General features: G+C 46.3%; 17 protein-coding genes. 6 read left to right on the top strand and 11 right to left on the bottom strand.

The window, feature by feature from the left end:
• Positions 1-66: 66 nt before the first annotated feature.
• Both AR337_RS10445 and AR337_RS10440 read left to right on the top strand, forming a co-directional pair.
• Positions 67-600 carry a sigma-70 family RNA polymerase sigma factor gene (locus tag AR337_RS10445; RefSeq protein WP_059171949.1) on the top strand — a complete coding sequence of 178 codons (534 nt, stop codon included), beginning with the start codon at positions 67-69 and terminating at the stop codon, positions 598-600.
• Positions 578-1,585 (top strand): anti-sigma factor, encoded by a 1,008-nt coding sequence (locus AR337_RS10440; RefSeq protein ID WP_059171948.1) that lies wholly within the window; start codon positions 578-580, stop codon positions 1,583-1,585. Before AR337_RS10445 ends, AR337_RS10440 begins: the two co-directional genes overlap by 23 nt.
• Positions 1,586-1,742: 157 nt before the next feature.
• Here AR337_RS10440 and treR read toward each other — a convergent pair whose 3' ends face one another.
• The 3 genes from treR to treP form a co-directional block, all read right to left on the bottom strand.
• Positions 1,743-2,459 carry a trehalose operon repressor gene (gene treR / locus AR337_RS10435; protein ID WP_059172235.1) on the bottom strand — a complete coding sequence of 239 codons (717 nt, stop codon included), beginning with the start codon at positions 2,457-2,459 and terminating at the stop codon, positions 1,743-1,745.
• A gap of 165 nt (positions 2,460-2,624) precedes the next feature.
• The gene (gene treC / locus AR337_RS10430; protein ID WP_059171947.1) at positions 2,625-4,301 is read right to left on the bottom strand and encodes an alpha,alpha-phosphotrehalase; all 1,677 of its coding nucleotides are present in this window, start codon (positions 4,299-4,301) and stop codon (positions 2,625-2,627) included.
• Between the two features lie 139 nt (positions 4,302-4,440).
• Positions 4,441-5,865 (bottom strand): PTS system trehalose-specific EIIBC component, encoded by a 1,425-nt coding sequence (gene treP / locus AR337_RS10425; protein ID WP_059171946.1) that lies wholly within the window; start codon positions 5,863-5,865, stop codon positions 4,441-4,443.
• 342 nt (positions 5,866-6,207) lie between these two features.
• Here treP and AR337_RS10420 point away from each other — a divergent pair, with 342 nt between their 5' ends.
• Positions 6,208-6,471 carry an excalibur calcium-binding domain-containing protein gene (locus AR337_RS10420; RefSeq protein WP_059171945.1) on the top strand — a complete coding sequence of 88 codons (264 nt, stop codon included), beginning with the start codon at positions 6,208-6,210 and terminating at the stop codon, positions 6,469-6,471.
• A gap of 258 nt (positions 6,472-6,729) precedes the next feature.
• On the opposite strand, the gene AR337_RS10415 is transcribed toward AR337_RS10420, so the two are convergent.
• The 6 genes from AR337_RS10415 to AR337_RS10390 form a co-directional block, all read right to left on the bottom strand.
• On the bottom strand, positions 6,730-8,181 hold the full coding sequence (locus AR337_RS10415; protein WP_059171944.1) for a S41 family peptidase: 1,452 nt from the start codon (positions 8,179-8,181) through the stop codon (positions 6,730-6,732).
• Positions 8,182-8,554: 373 nt separating this feature from the next.
• Complete coding sequence (locus AR337_RS10410) at positions 8,555-9,892, bottom strand: murein hydrolase activator EnvC (protein WP_059171943.1); 1,338 nt, start codon at positions 9,890-9,892, stop codon at positions 8,555-8,557.
• A gap of 75 nt (positions 9,893-9,967) precedes the next feature.
• Positions 9,968-10,852, bottom strand: coding sequence for a permease-like cell division protein FtsX (ftsX, locus tag AR337_RS10405; RefSeq protein WP_059171942.1), 885 nt, complete (start codon positions 10,850-10,852; stop codon positions 9,968-9,970).
• Positions 10,842-11,528 (bottom strand): cell division ATP-binding protein FtsE, encoded by a 687-nt coding sequence (gene ftsE / locus AR337_RS10400; protein ID WP_059171941.1) that lies wholly within the window; start codon positions 11,526-11,528, stop codon positions 10,842-10,844. Before ftsE ends, ftsX begins: the two co-directional genes overlap by 11 nt.
• 334 nt (positions 11,529-11,862) lie before the next feature.
• Positions 11,863-12,174, bottom strand: coding sequence for a cytochrome c551 (cccB, locus tag AR337_RS10395; RefSeq protein ID WP_059171940.1), 312 nt, complete (start codon positions 12,172-12,174; stop codon positions 11,863-11,865).
• Between the two features lie 50 nt (positions 12,175-12,224).
• Positions 12,225-13,091, bottom strand: coding sequence for a YitT family protein (locus tag AR337_RS10390; protein ID WP_253701612.1), 867 nt, complete (start codon positions 13,089-13,091; stop codon positions 12,225-12,227).
• 367 nt (positions 13,092-13,458) lie between these two features.
• Between AR337_RS10390 and AR337_RS23610 the strand changes: the two genes are divergently transcribed.
• Positions 13,459-13,989 carry a hypothetical protein gene (locus AR337_RS23610; RefSeq protein WP_059171939.1) on the top strand — a complete coding sequence of 177 codons (531 nt, stop codon included), beginning with the start codon at positions 13,459-13,461 and terminating at the stop codon, positions 13,987-13,989.
• A 100-nt stretch (positions 13,990-14,089) separates the two neighbouring features.
• Here the strand turns inward: AR337_RS23610 and prfB are convergent.
• Together prfB and secA are read right to left on the bottom strand one after the other, a co-directional pair.
• A protein-coding gene (prfB, locus tag AR337_RS10380) for a peptide chain release factor 2 (protein WP_156424361.1) occupies positions 14,090-15,191 on the bottom strand; the annotation gives its coding sequence in 2 pieces (ribosomal slippage) (positions 14,090-15,118 and positions 15,120-15,191; 1,101 coding nt in all).
• A gap of 404 nt (positions 15,192-15,595) precedes the next feature.
• A complete protein-coding gene (gene secA / locus AR337_RS10375) occupies positions 15,596-18,103 on the bottom strand; it encodes a preprotein translocase subunit SecA (protein WP_059171937.1) in 2,508 nt (835 codons plus the stop codon).
• Positions 18,104-18,728: 625 nt separating this feature from the next.
• Here secA and AR337_RS10370 point away from each other — a divergent pair.
• Positions 18,729-20,099, top strand: a complete 1,371-nt coding sequence (locus tag AR337_RS10370; RefSeq protein WP_059171936.1) for a NapC/NirT family cytochrome c — start codon at positions 18,729-18,731, stop codon at positions 20,097-20,099.
• A gap of 79 nt (positions 20,100-20,178) precedes the next feature.
• The gene (locus AR337_RS10365) at positions 20,179-21,342 is read left to right on the top strand and encodes a NapC/NirT family cytochrome c (protein WP_059171935.1); all 1,164 of its coding nucleotides are present in this window, start codon (positions 20,179-20,181) and stop codon (positions 21,340-21,342) included.
• The last annotated feature ends 2 nt before the right edge of the window (positions 21,343-21,344 follow it).

The following is a 21,344-nucleotide window of genomic DNA, read 5'->3' as shown; positions in this document are numbered from 1 at the left end:
AAATTCAAATATAGGTGTAACAAAAGGGAAATCCATTCGTTGTAAGGGTAGTGGAGGAGGGAAGCCTTGGAAGAGTCGCGGATAGAAAAACTCGATGATTTATACAGAAAATATGCAAAAGGATTGTATGGCTACCTGCTTCGGCTCTCCGGCTCCCCCACAATTGCTGAGGATTTGGTCCAGGAAACCTTCCTGCGGGCAACCATTTCGTTAACCTTTTACAGGTATGAGGATGTCAGACCGTGGTTGTACCGAATTGCCCGGAATATTTATATTGATGAATGGCGGCGGCGGCAACGCTGGAAATGGGTGCCTTTTGTTGGCAAAGAAGAAATGATTAGTCCATATGGCGCGCCGGAGCAGGAGGCAGTAACAAGGGAAACGGCTCGGGAACTGGAGGAGCTGCTCCGATTGCTACCAGAGAACTACCGGACATTGATTTACTTACGAGAAATTGAAGGTTTTTCATATAGTGAGCTTGAAGAAGCGCTTAGTTTAACCGGGAGCCAGGTCAAGGTTCAGTTGTACCGGGCACGGCAAAAACTAAAGCAGTTGGGAGTAAGGGAGGAGTTTTTGCATGGACGAATGGACGAAGAATAAGGAAAAGAAAATACTTTGGAAGTACCGTTTTACTTTGACATGGAGAATAGTTCGTATACTGTTGGCTATCGGGTTTTTATTCGTGACCTATACCACACTCCTTTCGATTGGGTATCAACAGGCGGGAAATGCCGACAAGAATTATTTTTCCCTTACACAGGCAATAAACTGGACGCATCAAGGTTTCATGGCAAAAAGCGAACCTTTTTCACATGCTGAAATCACGCCCTTTTTCAGCCAAAAGCTCTCGCTCCCTCTTGTTCGTACAGTTGGAAAAAAAGAGGTGCAGATAGGTTCGGTAGATGTTACAAAAAGGCTGATCACCCCTTTTTCGTCAAAAACTACAACCTATACTGATCCGGCCGTACAATCAGGTTTCTCATTTTTCCTCCCCGAAGACCCACGGACAGGGAAAAAACTAAATTTAAAGGTAGACCCCACGGTATGGTCCACGCTCGAAAAGGTGCATGAGGGAACGGTCGCAGATTTCGCCTTCTCGACTGACAGTTATTACAAACCCGAGGATTTGTTGAAACTTTTGGCCGATTATAATGTAGATGTACATTGGATGCCTATATACGCGGGGGAGCTTAGGGAAATAAAAGACGTTAGCTATAGCGTAGCAGGCGGTACCTATTTTATGGTTGAAAGCCTGGGAATGAGCCGCGCGCGGGAAACTGATTATGAGGATTACCGTTCCTATAGAGAAATAGGATTGCATCCTGATGGGATAAGAGAAAATGAAAAAATCATGCTGGCTAATATGGAGCACCTACTGAAGTCTGAAAACAAAAGTTATTTGGAAAATGTTCTTGGATTAAGATTCCTTCAGGAAAGACATGATTATTTGAAGAATAATGGCTTCAGAGTATACGGCGCCGTTGTGACCGGGCCTGTTAAGGAGCTTTTGAAACTGCGGGATATGAAGGAGATTCAGTCAGCACAGGTTGGCGAGTTTGCTTATTGGAATTGGACCGAGGACTGATTTTACTGGAATTTCACTTGCAAAAAAATGAAAGGCCGCCAGCTGTCTGTTTGCTGGGCGGCCTTTTTCGTCTTTTATTCATCGCTTAAATCCCAGGCTGCCGTGAGCTGAGGTTGGTGACAGCAAATCGGATTTGGGATTGGTACTGTTATGTAATTTACCTGCTCCTACGCGCAAAATCGACGAACCTGAATTTGTCCAGGCGATGCCTTGATTCCGTGTATTCAATCACGGACGCATTATCAAGGAAAACATTGTTCCGGACGACAACGATATGATTATACCCTTTCAGGTCAAGGTAATCGCGATCTTCGTCTGTACATTCCTCGACGGTTATTTCCTTACGGGCAAAGGAGATGTTCAGCTTCAGCTCACCCTCAAGATATGCGTAAATGCTATCCTCGCAAATTTCCTTTGTCAGCCCGGGAACCAGCTTCTTTACGAAAAAGGATTTATCGAGAATAATGCGCTCGCCTTCTTTTTCGCGGGTTCTCGCAACCTTCCAGACTTCCTCCTTCGCGGGGATTTTCAGCTCATTTTGCAAGTACTCGTCCGGCTTCATGACGTACAGTTCATGGACGGTCGTGTTGAATGTCTGGCCAACTTTTTCGGCGACTTCCTTAAAGCTTGTCAGGCCAGAAACCGGAAAGTCGAAGCGGCCAATGTCGAGTACGACCGACCCTTTTGCCTTTATTTTTTGGATATAGCCATTCTGCGACAGGAGATTCAGCGCTTTCCGAATCGTTTCCCTGCTCGTCCCATATGCTTCGGCGAGCTCGTTTTCCGACGGCAGCTTTGTATGCTTTTTAAGTTTGCCTGATTCAATCTGTTCTGCTATATCCTGATAAATGCTGTCATATTTATTTGTTATCATGGCCTTCACCCGGTTCATGAAATTAGGAGGCAGTGTAGACTGCCTCCCATACATTGTAACATTGGTTAAGCTTGTTATGAAGAAGCAGCCTAATCCGTTTTGCCTGTGAAACAATACCGTGAAACAAGATTTTTCGGGGAGTGACAGGCACTGTTCGCATTTGCTTCACTTTATTACGTGGAACACAACAGACTCATAGGGGCGTAATGTGAAGCGGCGGTAATCTTCCGGGTGGTCTCCGTAGTTGGAGATGAGCACGCTGGTTTCCCCGCCGCCGGTATCAATGCTGACGTCCTTCGGCAGCTCGAACAGTGCGTTTTTCCCGTAAAAATTATTCACAACGAGAAGCGTTTCGTAATTCCAATTGCGAATGTATGCAAAAATATCCGGATCATCGTTCAAAATGAGCTTATAATCGCCATACGTGATGACGTCGTATTCCTTACGAAGCTCAATCAGTTTCTGGTAATGATAGAACACCGATTCTTTGTCGGCAAGGGCCATATCGACATTGATGTCGGGATAGTCGGCGGCGACATTAATCCACGGAGTGCCTGCCGTAAAGCCGGCGTTCGGGGTCGCGTCCCATTGGACCGGGGTCCTCGAGTTGTCACGCGACTTGCTTTTAAGAATCTCGAGTATTTCCTCTTCGTTCATCCCGGCAGCCTTTTTTATCGAAAACATATTTAGTGACTCTACGTCACGGTAGTCGTCAATCGAATCGAATTTCGGGTTTGTCATCCCGATTTCCTCACCCTGGTAAATGTACGGCGTCCCCTGCATCATATGGACGGTGGTCGCAAGCATTTTCGCGGATTCTACCCGATACTCATCGTCATTGCCATAACGGGAGACAATCCGCGGCTGGTCATGGTTGCACCAGAAAAGCGCATTCCAACCGCCGCCTCGGTTCATTTCCTCCTGCCAGGTCGACAGTATCCGTTTCAGGGAAAGGAAGTCAAAGTCGGTAAGCGTCCACTTGTCGCCGCGATCGTAATCGACCTTCAGATGATGGAAATTGAAGGTCATGCTGAGTTCGCGGCTATCCGGGTTGCTGTACTTGATGCAGTGTCCGATTGTCGTTGAAGACATTTCACCGACAGTCATGCTGTCGTACTTTGAAAATGCCTCTCGGTTCATTTCCTTCATGAATTCATGGACGCGAGGCCCATCGGTGTAAAAACGGCGACCATCTCCTTCATGATCGTTAGGGTAGCTTTGGTCTTTTGAAATCAAGTTTATGACATCAAGCCTGAAACCGTCGACGCCTTTTTCAAACCAGAATTTCATCATGTCATAAACATGCTCGCGGACTTTTTCATTTTCCCAGTTCAGGTCGGCCTGGGTAACATCAAACAAGTGCAGGTAGTATTGTCCGGTTTGCTCATCATATTCCCAGGCGTTTCCGCCAAATTTCGATTCCCAATTTGTTGGCGGGCCGCCATCGACGCCGTCCCTCCAAATGTAAAAGTCACGGTACGGATTGTCCTTGGATTTGCGTGATTCCTGAAACCACTGGTGCTCTGTGGACGTGTGGTTGACAACGATATCCATGATTAGCTTGATGCCGCGTTTGTGCGCTTCATCAAGGAGGCGATCGAAATCGGCCATCGTGCCATATTCCTCATGGATTGAAAAATAATCGCTAATATCGTAGCCATTATCCCGCTGTGGAGATTGATAAATCGGCGTCAGCCAAATCACATCCACGCCAAGCGTCTTCAAATAATCAAGCTTGCTGGTAATACCTTTCAGGTCTCCCACGCCATTCCCTGTCGTGTCCTTAAAACTCTTCGGATAAATCTGATACACAACCGATTTCCGCCACCATGGCTCATTCATGCTGATCACCTCTTTTGTAATGGTGCCTGGCTCCGTCGTGAGCCAAAATATGTCCGGAAAAGGTGCCAGGCATCCGATATGGGACAAAAACGTCCAGCAATGGTTCCCGGCACCATCAATTCAATTTTTTAATGCAGAATTAAGCGAGTTCGCCTTTGCGGGCTTTTGTTTTTCCCCATAGGAATGTTAATACGATCGGAACAACGATGGCAATGCCCATTCCGATGAAAAATGGCGCCCATTTTTGCGGAACGATGGAAAGGAAGCCTGGCAGGCCGCCGACACCAATGGATGGTGCAAGGACATGGTTGATCGTAATGAACATTCCGGCAAGCGCCGCGCCAATCATCGCGGAAATGAAGGCAAAGCGGAATCGGAGGTTGACCCCGAACATTGCCGGCTCGGTAATTCCAAGGTAGGCAGAAATAGCGGAAGTGACGGACAACCCTTTCAGCTTTTCGTCCTTCAAAAGGAACATCATCGCAAGGGCTGCGGACCCCTGGGCGATGTTGGACATAACCAAAATTGGCCATAGGAATGTGCCGCCTGTGCTCGAAATCAGCTGCAGGTCAACCGGCAGGAACGTGTGGTGCATACCGGTTACGACGAGCGGCGCGTAAAGAGCACCGTACACAAGGCCGCCAATAGCAGGAACTGTATCGAAAATACCAGTAAATAGATTTGTTATCCATTGGCCGATTGTAAAAGTAATTGGCCCGATAACAATGAATGATAGGAATCCCGTAATTAAAAGTGCGATCGGCGCAACGAGCAGAAGCTGGAAGGCATCGGCAATCTTACTGCGCAGGAACCGTTCTATTCTAGCCAAGACATACGAAGCGACCAGGACTGGCAAAACCTGTCCCTGGTAGCCGACCTTCTGAATTTCAAGGCCAAACAGGTTCCAGGTTGGAATATCCCCTTCAGCCTTTGCGGCACCCCATCCCCAAGCATTCAAAAGATCCGGGTGGACAAGCATCAAGCCGAGTACAATTCCAAGAAGCGGACTACCGCCAAACCGGGTCACTGCAGCCCAGCCGATTAAGCCAGGCAGGAAGACGAACGCCGTATTGGCTATCAGGTTAATGATTGATGCAAAATCCCCGAACTGAGGGTGCATATCAACAATTGATTTACTATCATAAAAAATCCCCGGCCCGGTCAGGACGTTATTAATTCCCATCAATAGACCGGCAGTTACGATTGCAGGGAGAATCGGAATAAAAATATCAGCCAAAGTTTTGATGGCGCGCTGAAACGGATTTAGGTTTTGAGCCGCCGCATCCTTAATTTCCTGTTTGCTGGCATGTGCAATGCCCGCCTGTTCCGCTAGTTCATTGTAGACTTTGTCAACAGTTCCCTGGCCAATAACGACCTGGTATTGGCCATTTGCCGAGAATGAACCCTTCACAAGGTCAATTTTCTCAAGTTCTTCCTTGTTCGCCTTGCCCTCGTCCTTCAGAGCAAAACGCAGTCGTGTTACACAGTGTGTAGCTGCGGCAATATTATCCTTGCCGCCGACCGCATCAATAATTTCGGAAGCCGTTTTTTTAAGATCCATCATTTTCCCTCCTAAAATGTTTTTGATGAGAGCGTTTTCTTTTAATCGGTCACTAATCGTACTGAATGTTTCTTTTTCATTTAACCTTAAAAACTAAACTTGATGGCGTGACCTTTTATAAAGTACAGCAACGGGATTTTCACAATTCATACCCCGAAAAAACAATAACATGTATATACAAGTTCTATAATTGAGTATATCCTGTATATACAGGTTCGTCAATTATTAAATAGAGAAGGAAATTGTTACTTGCTAGTAGTCTTTCAATCAATTTACATTTTTTGGTTGTATCCACTATCAGCATGTTGTAAAATAAATGGGAATATCATATGAGGAGCTGGTAATTTGGCTAAAGGTTTAAAAATTATCCTCTCAGCCGCTTTGTTTTTTGGACTATCCTACGGATCTGCGAGTATTGTAGAAGGCGCGGCAAAAAAATACGGTAACTGCACGGAATTAAACAAGGACTATAAAGGCGGGGTCGCGAAGGACTCCAAGGTGAAAAACAAGGGTGGAAAAACTAAGTACAACCCGTTTGTTTCAAAAGCACTTTATGAAGCAAACGTCTCTAAAGACCGCGATAAAGACGGCATTGCCTGTGAAAGATAAATTCCGAGTCCAGTTGGGCTCTTTTTTATTGTTAAGGATAATTTCAATATCGGTACATAGAATTGTGACTGCTATTCAACCCGCAATAATGCTTTTAGTTTCCGTGAAACACATAGCGTGAAACAAGATTATTCGAGGAGTGGCAGGCACTGTTCGAATTTTCCGCGAAACTGTTCGCATTTCCCCCACAAAAAAAAAGACAGGGATTTCTCCCTGTCCAATTCGGTCTATTCCAAACGCCAAACCATCCGTCAGAATCTATTTCGCCAATAGCCTCAACGCAGTTCTCAGCTGAAGGTCATTCTTGTCTTTCTTCGTTTCCTTCGTACGTGCTTCCTCAAGCGCCAAAGCGGTTCTTCTGTCAATTTTCCCAGTCGGCTGCAAACCGTATAACTGTTGGAAAGCCTTCACCGAACGCACCGTCCCCGTACTGAAATAGCCGTCCGTCCGCCCCGGGCTGTACCCAAGCCCTTCAAGGATTATTTGTGCATTTTTCACTTGCTCATTGTTCATATCCGCTTCAAGCGCGCCGTCCAGCTGAATCGGATGCGTTCCAAAAATCTTCGGCTGATTGACCTCCACATCCGGCTTGATGCCCTTCCGGTGAATCCAGTTCCCATCAGGCGTAAGCCACTTGAATAGAGTCAATTTAATATTGCTGCCATCCCCCATTGGCATCGCCTGCTGCACCGTTCCCTTGCCGAATGTCTTCTCTCCTACCAGCGGGAACCCTTCCGCCTCGGAAAGTGCCCCGGCAAGGATTTCCGATGCAGACGCACTTCCTTTATCAACAAGAACGACAACCGGATAGGACTTCCCCTCTTTTAGCGTCGAAAAATATTTTTCCTTCTTGCCATTTCGCTTCTCAATCTGTACAAACGGCTTATCGCCGCTTATAAACTCCCTCAGGATTTCTTCCACACTTAAAAGAAGGCCACCCGGATTGCCTCGGACATCAATCGCCAGGCCGGTGATACCGTTTTCCTCGAGCACCTTCAGCTGTTTTTTAAAATCAGCGGCCGTTTCCTCGGCAAATGACGTAATCTCAATATACCCAATTCGCTTACCATCCACCTTCTTCACCTTTGAAAACACAGTCTCAATCGGTATCTGGTCACGCTTCACTTCAACGGAAATGGGGTCCTTCACATTTTTCCGCTCAACCTCCAGCCGGACGACCGTCCCTTTTTTGCCGCGGATTTTTACAGTCACCTGAATCAAATCCAACCCCTCAACACTCTTTCCGTCCACCTTCAGAATCCGGTCGTGCGGTTTAAGCCCCGCCTTTTCTGCCGGAGAATTTTTAAACGGTGAAACAATCACAATCCTACCGTCCTCCATTCCAACCTCCGCGCCAATCCCCTCGAACGAAGACTCTAACGATTCGTTGAATTGCCGCGCCGTCTCCCTGTCCATGTAAACCGAATAAGGATCATCAAGGGAAGCCAGCATTCCTTGAATCGCCCCCTCAACAAGCTCCTCTCGCTCAACCTTTTCGACATACTGGCTCACAATTAATTCGTATGCCGTGCTCACTTTATCAAGCAATACTGAATCTGCCGGCCTATCCTTCCCCTTTTTCGGAACTGCTGCCACATCTACCGTAAATCCATCAGCCCGGGACTCGGCCCATTTCATTCCGGCAAATGTTCCACCCGCTCCGGTAACCAGCGACCCAACAACCAACAGCGCCAACCATTTCCGCCTCATGCCCTCCACTCCCAACGTCAGACCCTTTTTGGTAAAAAAGCATCGCCATATTGCAGCGATGCCCGTTACTATACTTATATGCGGTTTGGGACGAGTTATGATTGCGCGTGCTATTGGAAAAATTGGCCCATGCGATTAGGCTTCGGCATTATCCGCTTGTCTGACTTCCATCCATTATCTCTATGGCTTTTGGTGAAATCTGCGGAAAACACGAAAATAGTACCAGTTTCCAAGTCGGATAAATAGGAAATAAGTAGAATGTAGGCTCCGGCTCACGGCACCATGATTTACAAAAAGCCGACAGCAAAAAGAGCGGGGAAGCCAGGCTTCCTCCGCTCTTACTCTTACATATTTATATTGATGCTGTTTCTGTTTAGCGCGGGACACCGTATGCAAACGGGTTGACCGCATTTGACTTGCTGTCATTCCACTGGCCTTTGTGCAGTTCAAAGTGAAGATGCTTTCCAGTCGAATGGCCTGTGTTACCCATATAGCCAAGGAATTGGCCTTTGGAGACGACAGCGCCATCCTCGACACCTCGCATATCCAAATGGGCGTAAACAGTTGTATAGGTTTGTCCGTCAATATAGTGGGCGATGAAAACTACGTTTCCATAGCTGCTGGAATAGTAGGATTTAATGACAACACCGCTTGCCGCGGCAACAACCGGCACATTTGACGACCTGTTTGCCCAGTCAACGCCATAGTGGAACGTTCCCCAGCGAGCGCCAAACCCGGATGTATTGGAACCTGTTGTCGGTTTCATGAAATTGCCGGAAGTAACAGCAGGTGCTTCAACTGGTGCCGATGATTCATGGGAACTGCTTACGCTCTGATTGCTGGCGGCTTTTGCTTTTGCAGCCGCGGCCCGTGCCGCAGCAGCGCGAGCTTCCGCTTCACGGCGTTTACGGTCTTCCGCTTCCTTGGCAATCCGATTCTGCTCAAGCTGAATTGCTTTAGCCATTGCAGCTTCCTGTGCCGCAAGGATTTTGTTCTTTTCCTGCAGCTCCATTTTATGGTCATGCTCTTCCTTTTCCTGTTTCACAAGCTCTTTCATCAGCTTATCCTTTTCGCCACGCTGTGAATTGAGCTGTTTGTTCATTGCTTCAAGCTCTGCCAGCATTTGTTGAAGCTTGGCAAGATCGCTTTCAACCTTTTGCTTCTTCTGTTCAAGCTCCTCCATATCAGCCCTGTGCTGCTCGAGGATATCTTTGTCCGCCTCCATGATTGTCGCAACAGCCGTTGCCCGGTCAACAAAGTCACTAAAGCTAGTCGCGCCCATCAAAACATCGACATAGCTGACCATACCGCCGTTTTCCTGGTAGTTACGGGCGCGGTCCTTAAGGAGCTCGTTTCGCTTGGCGATCCGTTCCTCCAGGACCTTTATTTCTCCCTGCAGCTTTTTGATCTCCAATTGTGTTTCCTGGATATCCTTTGTCTGTTCACGAATCTTTTTGTTTGTTTCACCAATAGCAAGATCAAGCCTCTTAATTTCGGCATTTACCTTTTCTTGCTCTGCCTGAAGCTTCTGGATTTTTTTGTCTGACTCACTAATATTGGCATCCACTTTAGAACGGTTTTGCTGGATTTCTGCTTTTTCACCCTTCAATTCGGATAGCTTCGAAGCCTCTGTATGTATGCTAAAGCCTCCAAATAAACTCCCTATGCCTACCACGATTGACGCGGTAAGCGCCATGACTGATCTTCTCAATTCCCGATTTCTCCTTTCCACTGCAACCCATGTACAGGTAAATCGTATCTATTTTTTCTGGAACCCTCTGTTCTTTTAAATCCGCAGGAACTTCCTGACCGACATCATACTTCCCCAAATCCCAATGAATGCGCCCATCAGGATAAGAAGTCCCGATACCTGGTACATGAACGGATCGTAAGGAAGGATTTGAATAAAATGGCCTTCAAGCAACGGTGCCAGATAGCTATATGCCTGGTAATACGCTATCGAAATCAATACAACCGGCAGGACCGATCCTAGAATCCCCAGCCAGAGTCCTTCAAGGAAGAATGGCCAACGGATGAAGGCATTCGTTGCGCCTACCAATCTCATAATCTGAATTTCTCTTCTTCTCGCAATTATAGTAATTTTGATGGTGTTCGAAATTAGGAATATCGCCGTAAAGAACAACCCGGCAATCAGTGCCAACCCGACATTCCGGCTTGCGGCTATGAATTTGAACAGCTTTTCTACGCTATCCTGCCCATATTGAACCTTGTAGGCAAAATCCATATTTTTAATTTTTCCCGCGGCTTTCATTGTGTCTTCGGGGTTTTTCGATTTTACGATAAATACATCGTTTAAAGGATTGTCCTGTTCAAAAAGCTTGTAGGATTCTCCAAGATTTTTTATCAAAATCTGCAGTTCCTCTTCTTTTGAGGAAAAGCCGATGCTTTTTACCTCCGGCAGGGATTCAATCTTTTGTCTTAACTCCTGCTGCTGTTTCTTGTCAGCAGTGGTATCGATGTGTACGCGGATTTCCACGTCCTCTTCAATGGTCGTTGCCACCTTATTGAGATTCATCATAATAACGAAAAAGACACCGACAAGGATAAGAGTGACCGTAACCGCGCCGACCGACGCGAACGTCATCCACCCGTTCCTTCCTATACTTTTTACACTCTCCCGTGTATGGCGGCCCAGGGTCCTAAGCTTCATAGCCGTAGTCCCCCCTCTGCTCATCACGGACAATTCTGCCTTCTTCTATTGCAATGACACGGTGCTTGATGGTATTAACAATTTCCCTATTATGCGTAGCCATTACAATTGTCGTGCCTCGCGTGTTGATTTCTTCAAAAATTTTCATGATTTCCCAAGAGGTATCAGGATCCAGGTTCCCTGTTGGCTCGTCCGCGATTACCACCTTAGGAGAATTGACTATCGACCGCGCTATAGATACACGCTGCTGTTCGCCACCGGACAGTTCAGTCGGGAGCATTCTAGCCTTGTGCTTAAGGTTAACAAGGTCAAGCACTTCCATGACCCTTTTCTTAATATACTTAGGATGTTCCTCAATAACCTCGAGTGCAAATGCGACATTCTCGTAAACCGTCTTCGTTGTCAGCAGCTTGAAGTCTTGGAAAACCACGCCAAGGTTCCGCCTGAAAATCGGCACCCTCTTTAGTTTCAGCTTAGCTATATTTATACCATTTATTAGGATAGTACCTGATGTTGGCACTTCTTCACGATACATCATTTTAATGAACGTCGATTTGCCGGCCCCACTTGGCCCAACCACATAAACAAACTCCCCCTGGTTGATCCGGACATTGATGCCGCTCACAGCCGTGACGCCATTTGGATATTTCTTATAAACATTTTGCATTTCTATCATGTAAACTATCACCTAATTTGTTTTGTCGACAACATCCTGCTTGATGACTAGTCATGTTGGACACTATTCTCGCATATTTGACAAAAAACCAATGTGTTTTCTAACCCAAACCCATTATAACACTCATAAGACGTAAAAAAAGGGGTTCAAATATTACAGTTTCTTTTCAAACAAGTCGAATTTTGCCAATTATATCCTATATTGGCGAATATATCATGAAATTCCTTCTATGAGAATACAAAAAACACAATTTTTCCAATTTTAGAATTGTTTGTGTGATTTTTTAATTTTTCTTCAATAAAAAACGCCCTGCTTAAAAGCAGGACGTAATCCATTATTTTTTCTCAGCTAACCACTCGGCGACCTTTGAAGCTTCATCGCCCTTATAGAGTCCTGCCGGCATGCCGCCACCTTTTCCCTCAACGATAATCTTTTCAATTTCTTCTTTTGAGTATGCGGCTCCGACCTTTGTCAAGTCAGGGCCAGCACCGCCCTTCAGGTCGCCGCCATGGCACCCCGAACATTTTTGATTATACAGCTTTTCCGGGTCTCCTCCGGAAGCCGAATCCTTACCACCGTCATCGCCGCCGCACGCAGCTAGAACCATTGAAGCTCCCATAAGCAGGGCAAGTAGTTTTTTGTTCATAAGATAACCCCTTTAGTAAAGTTTTTAAACCCTACATAATTATACCAATACTATTCCCTTTTGAAACCCTCCCCAAGAACTTCTGCAGCATCCATCACAATGACAAACGCCGTTGGGTCAATGGTTTTTACTAATTGTTTCAACTTTGTGAACTCTGTTTGGTCAACCACACAAATGAGGACCGGCTTCTCGGAATCGGTAAAACCGCCGTATGCGGATAATCGTGTCACACCACGGTTAATTTTATTTAGGATGCCTTCACGGACTTCATTTTGTTTATTGGTAATAATCATTGCCATTTTTGAACGCCCAAAACCGACCTGAACCAGATCAATCGTCTTGCTTGTAACATACAGTCCAATCAGGGCATATAAGCCCCGCTCAATATCAAAAACAATCGCGGCTGCAAGCACAATCATTCCATCAATCAGTGCGACACAGCGCCCAAGCGTTAGTCCGCTATATTTATTAATGATCTGTGCCGCAAGATCGGTTCCCCCGGTTGAGGCCCTCCCGCGGAACACAATCCCCAGCCCTAAGCCAACTCCAATACCGCCAAAAAGCGCCGCTAAAAGCGGATCCTTCGTCCACGGCTCCAGATGGGCAGATGCAAGGACAACTAAAGGCAGAAAAACTGTCCCAACAAGCGTTTTAATCCCAAATTGCCTGCCGAGGAGTACTACACCCGCAATAAATAATGGAATGTTCAGAGACCACTGCACATACGCCGGCTCCCAACCCATAACAGCATCGAGGATAGTCGATATTCCACTTACCCCACCAGATGCAATTCGGTTCGGAAGCAAAAATAAATTGAAAGACAGCGCAACCAACGCCGAGCCAATTAGAATGTATAAATACTCAAGCACTTTCCCGGCCGGTGTCCCTACCAGCAAAGCCTTCTTCCGTCTCTTCAAGGGTACGCACTCCTTCTGGTCATTCCTATTATTATGCAAATTATACCCATACCAATGCTAGAGTATAGCATTCGCCTAGCTGTTGATGCAAATTTAGGTATAAAAGGAAAATATCCCGGATTGTTCAATATTTCTTTTTAAGAATGTGGATAAAAACGCGCAATCTTTGGTATTTATCTGTTGATAACTTGATTTTTTTTTGCGTCAGGCATCCTTTTGTGAATAACCTTTTGGTAATTTCAAAATCTCCTGTGGATAAGAGGGTTATCCACCATTAATTGTTGATAAGGTATTGGGATTTCCACAATAATCTCCGAGCTTTTACGGTGGAAATTTTGTGGTATACTGGCTGAAAGGAGGTGAGAATATGGAGGAATTATTGAGGGTTTTTATAGGGAAAATGGATAATCAGTTCGAACAAATGGGCAAGCGATTCGACGGGATTGACCAACGACTCGATGGTATGGACAAGCGATTCGATGAAATTGATCAGCGCCTCGACGGGATTGATCAGCGTCTCGATGGAATGGATCAGCGTCTCGATGGAATGGACCAGCGTCTCGATGGAATAGACCAGCGTCTCGATGGAATAGACCAGCGTCTCGATGGAATGGACCAGCGTCTCGATGGAATGGATCAGCGCTTCGATGAAATAGATTCAAGGCTGGACGGAGTCGATGGCCGCCTGGAAACACTCACTGAAACAATCAACAACCACGCTTCCGAGTTTAGAAGCAACTTCAAACAGATTGATTTCAAGCTGGACCAGCACGAAAAAGTATTTACCATCGTTGCTGACGAAATCAAAGGAATGAAGTTTGATATTTCCCATCTCAGCGCCAAATCTGGCATCCACGAAACCGATATCTCCACAATAAAAAAGCGCATGCAGCTTTAGCCCCAGGCTACCACGTCGGTAAATGAAATCCAAAAAATAAAACAAGCCTTTGCCGGCGGCATTTCCGGCAAAGGCTTTAATTTTTTCAGACACGCAAAGCTTATGACAGTTTCGACCTTAAATACGAATCAATGAACGGGTCAAGCTCCCCATCCATCACACCCTGCACATTCCCGGATTCCGTACCCGTCCTATGGTCCTTCACCATCGAATAAGGGTGGAACACGTAGGAACGGATCTGGCTCCCCCAGCCGATCTCCTTCTGCTCGCCGCGGATTTCCGCAAGCTGCTTTTCCTTTTCCTCAATCTGGCGCTGGTATAGCTTCGCTTTCAGCATATTCATCGCCCGATCACGGTTCTTGATCTGCGACCGCTCCGTCTGGCATGTCACAACGACCCCGGTCGGGATATGCGTAATCCGTACAGCTGAATCGGTGGTGTTGATGTGCTGGCCGCCCGCCCCGCTCGACCGGTACGTATCAATTTTCAAATCATCGGTCCTGATGTCGATTTCAATCTCGTCATTGAATTCAGGCATCACTTCGCACGAAACGAACGAAGTATGGCGGCGGCCCGACGAATCGAATGGAGATATCCGCACAAGCCGGTGGACACCCTTCTCAGCCTTCAAATAGCCATATGCATTATGGCCTTTAATGGACAACGTAACACTTTTGATCCCCGCCTCATCGCCCGGCAGGTAATCAAGTGTCTCAACCTTATAGCCACGCTTCTCTGCCCAACGGGTGTACATCCGCAAAAGCATCGATCCCCAGTCCTGGGACTCCGTACCGCCTGCACCGGGATGCAGTTCCAAAAGTGCATTGTTTTTATCATAAGGCTCGCTCAACAGCATCTCAAGCTCATACTCATCAAGACGGGCTGTCAACGCAACAAGCTCCTCTTCAAGTTCCGTCTGCAAATCTTCATCAAGCTCTTCTTTTAAAAGCTCAAAGGTTACTTCCAGATCCTCATATTTCTCATTCATCTCCAGAAACGCATGAACCTGGTCCTTAAGGCCATTTGCCTCATTGATCACGGTCTGAGCGGCATTCTGGTCATTCCAGAAATCCGGATGCAGCATCTCATTATCAAGCTGAGCTATCCGAGCCTCTTTTTCCTCCAGGTCAAAGAGACCCCCTGAAGCCCGCTAATCGCTTAGCTGTTTTCTCCAATTCGTTCCTGATATCTGCAAACTCCATATCAATCACCTCTAAAATCTTTCCATAAGAATAGTCATTATCTAGTATATACCCTCAAGCCCCGAATGCCAAAGCTCCTGGCAAAATTAAAAGCCCCGAAGCCAAGCTAGGCAGAAAAAACAGTGAGAGTTCCCCAAAAAAATTTGCCTTGAAGAGCAGTTCTGTTCTGTGTCCGAACATAGAGAACTTCGGACTCATACTTCCTAAAAATCCAATAATGAGTCCCAACATCGGGCATCTTCGGACTCATACCTCCTAAAAATGCGATGATGAGTCCGAACATCTGGCAACTTCGGACTCATACTTCCTAAAAATCCGTTTATGAGTCCGAACATGGACACGATTTTTTAGTTTCCCTGACCAAAACAAAGGGAGCCGGCAACAGCCGGCTCTCTTCAACACTATTACACCGCACCATGGCAGTTTTTAAACTTTTTGCCGCTGCCGCAGTGGCATGGATCATTGCGGCCAATGTTCGTCTTCTTGATTACAGGTTTTTTCTTAATCTGTTCCCCGTCTTCCTTTGGATTGACAGCATGGCCCTTTGCGACTTCCTGGCGCTCGAGGTTGCTACGGATTTCCGCCTTCATAATATAGCGGGAAACCTCTTCCTCAATCGAGATTACCATGCTTTCAAACATCGCGAAGCCTTCATGCTGGTACTCACGAAGAGGATCCGTTTGGGCATACGCGCGAAGGTGGATACCCTGGCGGAGCTGGTCCATCGCGTCGATGTGGTCGATCCATTTCGAGTCGACGGCACGAAGCACAATAACCTTTTCGAACTCGCGCATCTGCTCCGGCAATAGAATTTCTTCCTTCTCGTTGTAACGTTCCATGACTTTTTCAAAAATCGTTTCAGCCATGTCATCTGGACCCTTATCCTTCAGGTCGGCAACGGTAATGTCGCCTTCATGGAGAAGGTTGCCCGCCGTAAAGTCAACAAGCCCCTGCAGGTTCCATTCATCTTCGTCCCCGCTGCCGGGTGCGTGGGCCTGAATCGCCCTGTCGATGGTTCCTTTAATCATATTTTCAACGATGTCCCGAAGATTTTCGGCATCAAGAACTTCATTCCGCTGACCGTAAATGATTTCACGCTGCTGGCGCAGAACATCGTCGTACTGGAGGAGCTGCTTACGGGCATCGAAGTTATTGCCTTCAACGCGCTTCTGGGCAGACTCGACGGCACGAGACACCATTTTGCTCTGAATTGGCTGAGAATCATCCATTCCAAGGCGGGCCATCATGTTCTTCATGTTATCGGAGCCGAAACGGCGCATCAACTCATCTTCCATAGAGAGATAGAACTGGGTTACCCCCGGATCCCCCTGACGGCCTGAACGCCCACGCAGCTGATTGTCAATCCGGCGTGATTCATGGCGCTCTGTACCGATAACGGCAAGTCCACCTCGATCTATAACGCCTTCACCGAGCTTGATGTCAGTACCGCGGCCCGCCATGTTTGTCGCGATCGTTACAGCCCCTTGTTGGCCGGCTTCAGCGATGATTTCCGCTTCACGGCCGTGGTTTTTCGCATTTAGCACGTTGTGGGGAATGCCTTTTTTCTGAAGGTACTTCGAAATGAGTTCGGAAGTCTCAATTGCGACTGTACCAACAAGAATTGGCTGGCCTTTTTTATGCCGCTCAGCAATGTCCTCGACAACTGCCCGGAATTTTCCGTCCATCGATGCATAGATCAAATCAGCGCGGTCATCACGAATAATCGGACGGTTCGTCGGGATGGCAATTACGTTCATATTATATATGTTGCGGAATTCTTCTTCCTCGGTCTTAGCTGTACCGGTCATACCCGCAAGCTTCTCATACATCCGGAAATAGTTCTGGAAGGTGATTGTCGCAAGAGTCATGCTTTCATTCTGGACTTCAAGGCCTTCCTTCGCCTCAATCGCCTGGTGCAACCCTTCTGAGTAACGGCGCCCTTTCATCAAGCGTCCAGTGAATTGGTCGACAATGACAATTTCGCCTTCCTGGACGACGTAATCAATATCAATGTGCATGGACACATTCGCTTTCAACGCTTGGTTGATATGGTGGTTCAAGGTAACATGGTTGATATCAAAAAGGTTTTCAATACCGAAAGCGCGCTCCGATTTGGAAATCCCCTGCTCAGTCAGCATGACACCCTTCGTTTTTTCATCATAGGTGTAATCCTGGTCCTTTGTCAGCGTACGGACAAACGCATTGGCCTGCATATAAAGCGATGTCGACTTTTGTGCGGTTCCGGAAATAATCAACGGCGTCCTGGCTTCATCGATCAGGATGGAGTCGACCTCGTCAATGACTGCGTAATAAAGCGGTCGCTGAACTTTTTGTTCCTTATATAACACCATGTTGTCACGGAGGTAGTCAAAGCCGAACTCATTGTTCGTCCCGTACGTGATGTCCGCGGAATACGCTTCCTGCTTCTCTTCTTTTGTCATGCTGTTCAGGTTCAGTCCAACAGTGAGGCCAAGGAAATTGTACAGTTGCCCCATTTCAGTCGCATCACGGCTGGCAAGGTATTCGTTGACTGTAACAACGTGGACACCTTTGCCGGACAACGCATTCAGGTATACGGGCATTGTAGCTGTCAGTGTTTTACCTTCCCCTGTTTTCATTTCGGAAATATTTCCTTCATGAAGGGAAATACCGCCCATCAGCTGGACTGGATATGGATACAGCCCCAGGACACGGCGGGATCCTTCGCGGACAACCGCAAACGCTTCAAAAAGCAGGTCGTCAAGTGACTCGCCGTTCTGGTAACGCTGCTTGAATTCTTCTGTTTTTTCGCGAAGCTGGTCGTCCGACAGCTTTTCGGTGTCATCCGCCAGCGCTTCAATCTTGCTCGCCATTCGGGTAAGCTTTTTGATTTCGCGTTTATTCAAATCAAACAATTTATTTAAAATTCCCATTTTGACTCTCCTTCTTCATTCAGCATTCGAATCCCATAAGGAGAAAGGATTCTCTATTTAAAGCAAATTTCCTCTAAAAACAATTCGCCATTTTCTGTTACCATCTTACCACTTCCGCTATGCAGTGACAACAAATGCCCATCTTGGATGAACGCAGGATAATCGGCTCCTAGACTTCATTAAACCTCTTTTTAAAATCTAACCCTTTCAATTCTGTTTAGAGCCTTTTTATAAAATCTTCACAAGTTCTTCACAACTTCCCCATAATAAAAACACAACTCGACTCATTGATAAGTATTGGTCCTTCATTTTCTATTCCTCTTTTCTTTATGCATAAAATCAAGCCGAAATCGCGGGAATCACACAATTTTTATTCATTATTTTGTATAAAAATTAGATATTTTAAAAGTTTTCACTACTCCCGTGTTATTAAACCAATGCTTGGCCCATCAACTTTTCACAAGGAAATCCTATTGTAAAAATACAGTTACACACTTCGCAATTTTATTCACAAATTGTACATTGGAAAATCACTTAGGGGTGTTAGATACTACCTTTAGAGAGGTTAATATGGAAATAAAAGTAGATAGAAAATCAAACAGAAAAACAGAAAGGGTGAAACAGCGTGGCCTTTTGGAGAAAATCCAAACAGACAGAGAATAGCCCTGAGACAGAGACAAGGGAAACGAAAAAGAAAACCGGCCTTATACGCAGATTATGGCGCAAATTCAGAAATATAGATTGGAAGAATCCGGTTAACCGCTGGAAACTAGGCTTTGTCCTCCTCTTCTGTATAATCGCGATGAGCGGAACGGCCTACGGGGCGATCGCCTTCACGTCAAATCCATCATTTTGCAAAAGCTGCCACGAGATGGCGCCGGAATACCAGACATTCAAAGCGAGCGCCCACAGCGAGATCAAATGTACCCAGTGCCATATTGAACCGGGTGCAAAGAATATGGTCCTTCACAAAATCGAATCGATGAAGGAAGTTTACTACCATATTGTCGGTCCGCCAGACCCAATCGTCCAGACCGCACCGGTCATGAAGGTAAACTGCGGACAATGCCACTCGGATAACCGCCTCGTCACCGCAACCGGCGACCTGAAGGTTAACCATAAAAAACACATCAAAGAAGACATTCCTTGTATCACCTGTCATGCGGGTGTTGCGCACGCAAAAGTGGTCGACCGCGGAATCAACGGTTCCGAAACATACGACTACTGGACAGAGAAAAACATTAAAAAACTGATGACAAAGGAATACACAAACCCGAACATGGGAACGTGCATCGATTGCCATGACAAAGTGAACAAAGGTGAAAAGCCTTGGAAAGACATCGCCTACAGCCTGCCGGTCAACACGCACGGCGCTGAGAAAGGCAAAGAGCATGGATCCGAGATTGCTACCGCCGAGCCCCACGAAGCGGATGTAATTGGAGTCCAGGGCAGCCATGAAACAACAAAGAAAACCCAGGATATCATCCTTCAAGCAATCGGAAAACAGAAAAAAGACGTAAAACTATCAATGGAATGCTTCACCTGCCATAAAGAAGTCGCCATTCCGAAGACCCACGAAAAAGTCAAATGGAACCAAAGCCATGGCGGTACGGCCCTTAAAGAATTGAATGAATGTGTCGACTGCCATCAGGATTCAAAATGGATCCGCGACATCCCCAAGCAGGACATCCTGACTTTAATCAAGGATGACGGAGTTAAAGAAAAATACGTGCCGAATATCGCAGTCGTTAAAGACAAATCCCGTGACAGTGCCTTCTGCTCGGCCTGCCACGGAAACCGCCCACCAGGCCACCTAGACAGCGATAAATGGCTGACAGCGCACGCACCGAAAGCAGGAACCGACGAGGCAAAAGCCCGCTGCTATGTATGCCACGACAAGGAAAAACCGGCGGAAGGAACAAAGTCAACCGCGCCAACAGACGTTTACTGCCAATACTGCCACAGAACCGGCTTCAAAGGTGAAAAAGGCGTCTAACCTTTAATTGACAGCGGCCCTGGATCAGAATACAGGGCCGCACAAATAACCGTAATACTGAAACTGGAGGGACAGTCTTATGGAAGAAGAAAAAATCGACCAGGAACTCCCGGCCCCTCCCCGTTTTCGCAATACGTTTTTCAAAATCGCAACATTAACCCTATTGTTTCTAGTCCTCTTCTTCTCTATCGGATTTTCAGGACTGAAAGCGACTTCAAGCTCCGAGTTCTGCTCATCCTGCCATGAGATGAAACCGGAATACTACACCTGGAAGGCATCCTCCCACGGTGAAGTAGATTGCGTAAACTGCCATATCCAACCAGGGGTCGAGAATTTAGCAAAAGCAAAAGGCAACGGACTCGTCGAGCTTTACAAAAAACAGACACAAACCTACACGGCACCGATTCGAATGCCTAAGGACATACCAGACAAATCTTGTGAACGTTGTCACAATGTGTATAAACGTGACGTCACCCCATCGGGGGATCTTATCATTCCGCATGATAAGCATAAAAACAAAGGAATTGAATGTGTGCAATGCCATAGCGGGGTTGCCCATGCCAAGATAGCTGACAGGAAAATGACTTTTCAGGCCGACTACATGAAGTGGGATACTAAAGTCGGCCAGGCAGCAATGTCCGATATCAAATGGACAAAGCCGGATATGGACACGTGCATGTCGTGTCACGAATCAAGGGAAATTACTCTTGAATGTGCAGCTTGTCATACTAGTGGAATGTATCCTGAATCCCATAAAAAAGCTGATTTCAAAACATCCAATCATGGAACCCTTGCTAAGAAAGATTTAAGTACTTGTAATAACTGTCATAAGTATATGTCAAAGGATGAAATAAAAGGGTTTGAAGAAGCGCCAGCGCATACACAGTATTTGAATAAAGGTAGCACCGCAAATTCAAAAATCAAACCACAAGATTATGCGAAAACTAACACTTACTGTCGTGATTGCCACTCAAAAAAACCTCAGAGTCATAAAAGAGGTTTTGTTAGTAAACATGGTGATTATGCAAAAAGCAACGAAACAAGGTGCTTAGCCTGTCATGATTATCAAAAAACAGGGACAAATAAAATTACAAATACTACTTGTAACAGTTGTCATCCTTCCAGCCATGGAAATGACTTTAGATTAACCCATCCTGTTGATGTCCCGGTTGGTCAAAAATTGAACAACACATGTTACCAATGTCATTCTAAAAGAACTTGTACAGCTTGCCATCGAAATTAATA

Origin of the sequence: Bacillus sp. FJAT-27445, assembly GCF_001510665.1 — a bacterium.
In the GTDB taxonomy this organism is placed as follows: Bacteria; Bacillota; Bacilli; order Bacillales; family Cytobacillaceae; genus Bacillus_D.
Note: the sequence above shows the minus strand (reverse complement) of the source record. Positions and strands in the feature narration are given on the sequence as shown.

What these genes read in the sequence shown, in the direction of transcription:
- AR337_RS10440 (WP_059171948.1), top strand. Translation starts at nt 578, where the DNA reads ATGGACGAATGGACGAAGAATAAGGAAAAGAAAATACTTTGGAAGTAC.
- treR (WP_059172235.1), bottom strand. Translation starts at nt 2,459, where the DNA reads ATGATAACAAATAAATATGACAGCATTTATCAGGATATAGCAGAACAG.
- treC (WP_059171947.1), bottom strand. Translation starts at nt 4,301, where the DNA reads ATGAATGAGCCATGGTGGCGGAAATCGGTTGTGTATCAGATTTATCCG.
- treP (WP_059171946.1), bottom strand. Translation starts at nt 5,865, where the DNA reads ATGATGGATCTTAAAAAAACGGCTTCCGAAATTATTGATGCGGTCGGC.
- AR337_RS10415 (WP_059171944.1), bottom strand. Translation starts at nt 8,181, where the DNA reads ATGAGGCGGAAATGGTTGGCGCTGTTGGTTGTTGGGTCGCTGGTTACC.
- ftsX (WP_059171942.1), bottom strand. Translation starts at nt 10,852, where the DNA reads ATGAAGCTTAGGACCCTGGGCCGCCATACACGGGAGAGTGTAAAAAGT.
- ftsE (WP_059171941.1), bottom strand. Translation starts at nt 11,528, where the DNA reads ATGATAGAAATGCAAAATGTTTATAAGAAATATCCAAATGGCGTCACG.
- cccB (WP_059171940.1), bottom strand. Translation starts at nt 12,174, where the DNA reads ATGAACAAAAAACTACTTGCCCTGCTTATGGGAGCTTCAATGGTTCTA.
- AR337_RS23610 (WP_059171939.1), top strand. Translation starts at nt 13,459, where the DNA reads ATGGAGGAATTATTGAGGGTTTTTATAGGGAAAATGGATAATCAGTTC.
- secA (WP_059171937.1), bottom strand. Translation starts at nt 18,103, where the DNA reads ATGGGAATTTTAAATAAATTGTTTGATTTGAATAAACGCGAAATCAAA.
- AR337_RS10365 (WP_059171935.1), top strand. Translation starts at nt 20,179, where the DNA reads ATGGAAGAAGAAAAAATCGACCAGGAACTCCCGGCCCCTCCCCGTTTT.